6 protein-coding genes are annotated in these 6,374 nt (G+C 58.3%); all 6 read left to right on the top strand.

Features of this window, described 5'->3' with window-relative positions; translation table 11 throughout:
* Positions 1-940: sensor histidine kinase (locus tag R6U20_RS01575; protein WP_410336117.1), on the top strand; the 940-nt coding region annotated here is incomplete at its 5' end.
* Between the two features lie 60 nt (positions 941-1,000).
* Positions 1,001-1,876, top strand: a complete 876-nt coding sequence (locus R6U20_RS01570) for an SDR family oxidoreductase (protein WP_410336116.1) — start codon at positions 1,001-1,003, stop codon at positions 1,874-1,876.
* Positions 1,877-2,059: 183 nt separating this feature from the next.
* Entirely contained in the window at positions 2,060-3,391 is a 1,332-nt protein-coding gene (egtB, locus tag R6U20_RS01565) for an ergothioneine biosynthesis protein EgtB (protein WP_410336115.1), read from the top strand.
* An 87-nt stretch (positions 3,392-3,478) separates the two neighbouring features.
* Positions 3,479-4,492 (top strand): L-histidine N(alpha)-methyltransferase, encoded by a 1,014-nt coding sequence (egtD, locus tag R6U20_RS01560; protein ID WP_410336114.1) that lies wholly within the window; start codon positions 3,479-3,481, stop codon positions 4,490-4,492.
* A gap of 79 nt (positions 4,493-4,571) precedes the next feature.
* Positions 4,572-5,195 carry a hypothetical protein gene (locus R6U20_RS01555; protein ID WP_410336113.1) on the top strand — a complete coding sequence of 208 codons (624 nt, stop codon included), beginning with the start codon at positions 4,572-4,574 and terminating at the stop codon, positions 5,193-5,195.
* 187 nt (positions 5,196-5,382) lie between these two features.
* Positions 5,383-5,928 (top strand): inorganic diphosphatase, encoded by a 546-nt coding sequence (locus R6U20_RS01550; protein WP_410336112.1) that lies wholly within the window; start codon positions 5,383-5,385, stop codon positions 5,926-5,928.
* Positions 5,929-6,374 lie beyond the last annotated feature (446 nt).

Below are 6,374 nucleotides of genomic sequence, written 5' to 3'. Positions count from 1 at the left end.
CGTTGCTGTAGGGTGGGGCATCCGCAGGCTCATGCGGCGCAACGAGCGGCTGGAGCAGTTGGTGGAGCAGCGTACGGCACACATCCAGATGCAAGCCCGTCAGTTGGCGCGCTACAACGCCGAACTCATTCGCAGCAACAAGGTGCTGCAACAAACCATGGACGAGAAGTCGAAGATGCTGGGGGTCGCCGCGCACGACCTCAAGAACTCGGTGTTTGGCATCCGCGCCCTCACCGAGGTCGTCATGGAAGAGCAACGCGACCCCGAAGTAACTGCCCGCCGGCTCTCACTGATCCACAACTCGGCAGAAGAAGCCATGGAAGTAATCAACAACCTGTTGTCGTCGGCCGCAAGCAGCGTGCATGGCGATCTCGATACCCGCGCGGTAGACGTGAGCACGATGGCAACCCTTATTGCACACAGCTTTGCTGATCAGGCCAAGCGCAAGGAGCAGACCATCCACTGCCCCGCGTCGGCGTCTGACGTGTTTGTGATGGGGGATGAAGACCGGCTTCGCGAAGCCGTGAACAACCTGGTGAGCAACGCTGTCAAGTACGCCCCGCTGGGGAGTGATATCCACATCGACGTAACGGCAACCGAATCGGACGTGTACATTGCCGTGTCTGATGAAGGACCCGGTCTGAGTCCGCACGAACAAGACGGCCTGTTTGCTCCATTCAAACGCCTCTCGCCCGAACCTACCGGAAACGAGGGCGGCTCGGGATTGGGGCTGTACATTGTGAAAAAGATTGTAGAGCGTCACAGCGGAACCGTGAAGGTAGACTCTACAGAAGGAGAGGGAAGTACCTTTACGGTTGTGCTTCCACGTGCGGAACCCGAGACGCCTCCCATGATGCCCGACGAAGCCAGCAAAATCCGGCAGAAAACGTCTACCGACGACGTGCCCGAATCGGCGATGGATAGCGAACTGCATCAGTAGCAGGTCGTACGGTGCATCCGCGTTACATGCACTCTCAGGCATCTTTGCTCGCACGTTCGTATGACCGATACGTCATCGAAGCACTCTGTTTCCTTGTCTATTAGCATCATTGGATGCGGATGGGTCGGACTCCCCACAGGGCGTGTGTTGGTCCAAGAAGGCCACCACGTTCAAGGCAGCACCACCCGTTCATCGCGGCAGGCGGAGCTCGCCGACGCAGGCATTGAATCGTATGTGATGGCCTTTCGTCCTGAGCCTACGCCTGCGGCCCCCGCGCTCTTCGAAAGCGATGTGCTCATCTGTACCCTGCCGCCCGGTCGCTCTAATGCCGACGAGGCTCCGTATCCCGACCAAATTGCGATGCTTATGGCCCAGGCGCAGGCCCACGGCGTAGCGCGTGTTATCTACACCAGTTCGACAGGGGTGTATCCACCGACCAATGGCGCCGTAACCGAAGAGGCTGTGGACCCGCACACGCCGCACACGGCCCCCGCGCCGCGCCGATCTACGGCAGATGCGGTGCGTGATGCAGAGCAGATCGTTGTCACCGCGTACCCGGAGCGCGCCGTGATCCTGCGTCTGGGCGGACTGTTCGGCCCCGAGCGGCATCCGGGGCGCTTTATTGCCGGGCGCACCGATGTGAAGCGTCCCGAGGGCCCGGTGAACATGGTGCATCAGCAGGATGTGGTGGGGGTTATTCGGGCGATTATTGAGCAGGAAGCGGTGCAGGGCGTGTTCAATGTGGTTGCGCCCAAACATCCTACGCGGCGCGCCTTCTACGAAGCGGCAGCCCGCGACTATGGCGGCGACCCGCCCACGTTTGCAGACGATTCTAATGCAGACGGGAAGCGTGTGGTATCCGCCAAGCTCATGAATACACTCGGATACGTGTTTACATATCCCGACCCAATAGCTCCATTCCGCCAGGAGGCATAGCTCCAAACATATCCGCTTCATGCAGAAAATAGCTTGTCTCTCAAACTGCATGGAGGCAGATGTGTAACGTTCTATACAAAGGCTTGTACAGACACCGTGCACGCTTTCTTTTATGCATGTGTACACCGTTTGTGTACACATAGTTGAGCCGTAACCGCTTTTCCATTTTCGCCCCAACGCGCTATGTCTACCACTGTCTCTCCGACCGATTCGTCGGCCCGCTTGCGATGTACCGATCGGGCCACGCTGCCCAGCCGGTTTGCGACGATGCGCGCCCAGACTGAACAGTTCTGCGAGCCGCTGCACACCGAAGACTTCGTGGTGCAAACTGAAGAGCACGTAAGCCCAACCAAGTGGCACCTGGCCCACACCAGCTGGTTCTTTGAGACCTTTGTGCTGGAGCCCCATCTCGACGGCTTTGAGCCGTTGAATGAGCAGTATGCCTACCTCTTCAACTCGTACTACATCCAGGCTGGCGAGCGCCACTGCCGCGACCGCCGCGGGTACATTTCGCGTCCTACAGTCAGCGAAGTCTTCGAGTATCGCGCCTTTATTGATGAGCAGGTACACAGGCTGCTCGACCAGGCCGATGCGGAGATGATGGACACCATCGCCCCGCTGGTTGAGCTTGGCATCCACCACGAACAGCAGCACCAGGAGCTCATGGTGACCGACATGAAGCATGTGCTGTCGGTCAACCCCCTGCGTCCGTCGTATCGCGACGACCTGCCCGAGGCGCGTCCCGACGAGCCCATGCCGCTGCGCTGGGTCGATTTCGGGGAGGGGCTCTACGAGATTGGATACGATGGCGACGGCTTCCACTACGACAACGAAACGCCGCGCCATCGCACCTATCTGCAGCCGTTCCAGCTAAGCAATCGCCTGGTTACCAACCGGGAGTACATGGCGTTTATGGAGGACGGCGGCTACGAGCGGCCCGAGCTGTGGCTCTCGGCAGGCTGGTCAACTGTGCAAGAGCGCGAATGGACCGAACCCTACTACTGGGAGCGCCACGACGATCAGTGGTATGTGTACACCCTTGGGGGGATGCGCGAGGTCAACCCCGACGAGCCGGTGTGCCACCTCAGCTACTTCGAGGCCAACGCGTTTGCCCGCTGGGCTGATGCACGCCTGCCCACGGAAGCCGAGTGGGAAATCGCTGCCGAGGGGCTGCCCGTGCAAGGCAACTTTGTCGAAGGCGAATCCTACCATCCCCAGGCTATTTCAGCAGATGCGCCGGGCCACACGCCGACGCATGGCAGCGGTCCGCTGCACCAGATGTATGGCGACGTGTGGGAGTGGACGCAGAGCCACTACTCGCCGTATCCGGGCTATAAGCCGCTGCCGGGTGCCATTGGCGAGTACAACGGTAAGTTTATGTGCGGACAGTTTGTGCTGCGTGGAGGCTCATGTGCAACGTCTGAGACCCACATCCGGCCCACATACCGCAACTTCTTCCATCCCGATGAAGCCTGGCAGTTTATGGGCCTGCGTCTGGCGCGCACGATCCAATAACCGGCACATGCTGCGTTAGATGAACGGGGCGGAGCTGCAGCGAGCGGCTTCGCCCTGATTCGTATCATCCGACTTATTCTTCCATCTATGGCTTCCTCATCTTCTTCGACCGCGCTAAAGCCGGGTGTGCACCCGCTCACCGACGGCCCGCGCACTACGCAGTCCATGAAAGACGATGTGATTCATGGGCTATCGCAGACGCCCAAGCAACTCCCCGCGAAGTATCTCTATGATGAGCGAGGATCGTCGCTCTTCGATGACATTTGCACGCTGGAAGCATACTACCCCACGCGCACCGAAGTGCAGATCTTAGACGCTCACGCCAACGACATGGCCTCTCATGTGGGGGCCGAAGCTGCGCTCGTTGAATATGGCAGCGGCACCAGCCAGAAGACGCATCGGCTGTTGGAGGCTTTGCACGATGCGGCAGCTTACGTACCCATCGACATTGCGCGGGAGCACCTGCTGGCTGCGTCTGAGCGCATTGCCGAGGCGTTTCCGGAACTGCCTGTGTTTCCGGTGTGGGCCGACTACACTGCTATGGTTCCGATGCCTGTGCCTGCTGATGCCTACACCCGTGCGGTTGCGTTCTACCCCGGCTCTACCATCGGCAACTTCTTGCCCGAGCAGGCCGTCTCATTTTTGAAGCAGGTGCGCACACGGGTCGGAGCCAACGGCGGGCTGCTTATTGGGGCCGATCTCAAGAAAGACCCCGACCGCCTGCGCCGTGCATACGACGATCCCGAAGGCGTAACTGCTGCGTTTAACAAGAACCTGCTCGTACGTTTGAACCGCGAACTCGATGCCAATTTTGCCGTCGATCAGTTTCGGCACGAAGCGCGGTGGGATGCCGAACACAGCCGTATCGAGATGCATCTGGTGAGCCAGACCGATCAGACTGTTCAGGTGGCAGGCCAGTCGTTTGCATTCGAGGCGGGCGCCTCCATCTGCACCGAGTACTCGCACAAGTACACTCTGGAAGGCTTCGACGCACTGCTCGCCCGTGCGGACTGGCAGCGCCGAACAACGTGGACTGATCCCAATCGCTTGTTTAGCGTACACTATGCCGAGCCTGCCGCTACGGAGGTTTCCGATTCGTAGTTGTTAGTTGTTAGGGGAAACGACACGGCAGGCAATGCCTTTGAGTGATACGTTTCTGTACACTAATCCCAATACCATTATGGCAAACGCATTTGCATTCGGTCTTGCGGTGGAGCCTGGTACGCCCGATCAGTTAGCGCTTACTGTTGTAGAACGCAATGATGATGAAAACACCTCGTTTGTGATTCGACGTACGCTCACAAAGCCGGTGGACGATTCGGTTGAGGCCGTCGCTGAAGAGGTGCAAGGACGCCTTGCCGAAGATCCGTACACGGCACGGTCCTCTGTCGTTGTACATGTGGACAATGCTGCAGGCAACGCCTTAGCCGACGCGCTGACTGAGCGTGGCGTGCGGCCCGTGCGAGTGCGAGTGCGCTCGGGCGAGGAAGGGGCAAGTGCCGAATCGGAAGAGGAAACTACCATCGACGCGCGCGACGAAGTGTTTGCGCTTAGCGACGCCCACCGCACGGGCGTGCTTCGTCTGGAGCACCGGAGCACCGAAGACGCCGACCGGCTGGCCCGTACACTTGGGCATCTGATCGACGACAGCTCCGAGGGGAGCGAAGTAGACGCCGCGTATCTGGACGTGCAGGGCATGAGTGCGCTCCTCGCCTACTGGTGGAGCACCGAGCAGACAAACGATCCCACCGAACGGCTGCGTGCCGACTTGCCAGGCACTGAAACGGCGCATTCGGCTCCATGAATCGGGATGTATGCCTGTACATGGAACTGTAGCAGAGGCCCTTACGGAGGCGCTCGCACCGATTTTGTGTAAAATTGCGGGCATTCCATTAAAAAATAATCGGCGGCGCTGGTTTTCAGCGTCGCCGTTATGTAATGTGGTAGACCTACAATTTCGTAACCATCCCATAACGCAGTAACGCCTCTTTATGGATCACCCGTGGCACGACATTTCCATTGGGCCAGACGCCCCCGACATCATCGAAGTCATCATTGAAATTCCACAAGGGGGAAAAGTAAAGTATGAGTTGGATAAAGAGAGCGGGATGCTACGCGTAGACCGGATGCTGTACTCCTCGGTCGTCTATCCGGCAAACTATGGGTTCATCCCCCAGTCGTATGCCGACGACGAAGATCCGCTTGATGTGCTGGTGTTGGCGCAAGAGCCTGTTGAGCCGCTATGCCTGCTGCGTGCGCGTCCCATTGGGCTGATGAGCATGGTGGATGAAGGGCAAGAGGATGCAAAAGTCATCTGCATTCATGTTGATGATCCGGCCTTCAACGATTACTACGATATTGCTGATTTGCCCGAGCACCGCTTACGAGAGCTCCATCAGTTCTTCCAAGACTACAAAAAGCTGGAAGACAAGGAAGTGTTGGTCAAAGACTTTTCGGATGCGGAGGTAGCTCGTGCTACAGTTATGAAGAGCCTCACGCAATACAGAGAGAAGTTTGGCGCGCCAGCGGGTGCGTAGTGACGTAGAGGTGCTGCCCCGAGGAAGCATACGCGCTGTACAAGGAAAAGGCCGTCTCATTTGCATAGTCTCATGCAGATGAGACGGCCTTTTTCTGTGCAGTATCGGCCGTACTGCTCTGTCAACCCTCATTTTGATGGTTCCCCTGGCATCAGCCCTCACGAAGCCTGTCATGGTGAGCGCAGTCCCGCGCCCCTGTGGCTCCGACCGCTGTCGGAGGAACCATCTCCTTGGTGTTTAGCAGGAACTTTTCGGGACGGCACAGCACGCGTATCCATCTTGGTTTAACCTACAGAATGACGTGTGACAGAGCAATAGTGCTCTGTCAAGGATAATTTTTCGGGTTGTGTGATAGTATGGAATCCCTCCCCCTAAATCCCCCTCCTCTGAGGGAGACTTCATGAGAGCGTCCTATGGGTCCTTCCTCCCCGGGGAGGAAGGCTAGG

It is taken from the genome of Longimonas sp. (assembly GCF_046498435.1).
Taxonomy (GTDB): domain Bacteria; phylum Bacteroidota; class Rhodothermia; order Rhodothermales; family Salinibacteraceae; genus Longimonas.
This window is presented reverse-complemented; position numbering and strand designations above follow the sequence as displayed.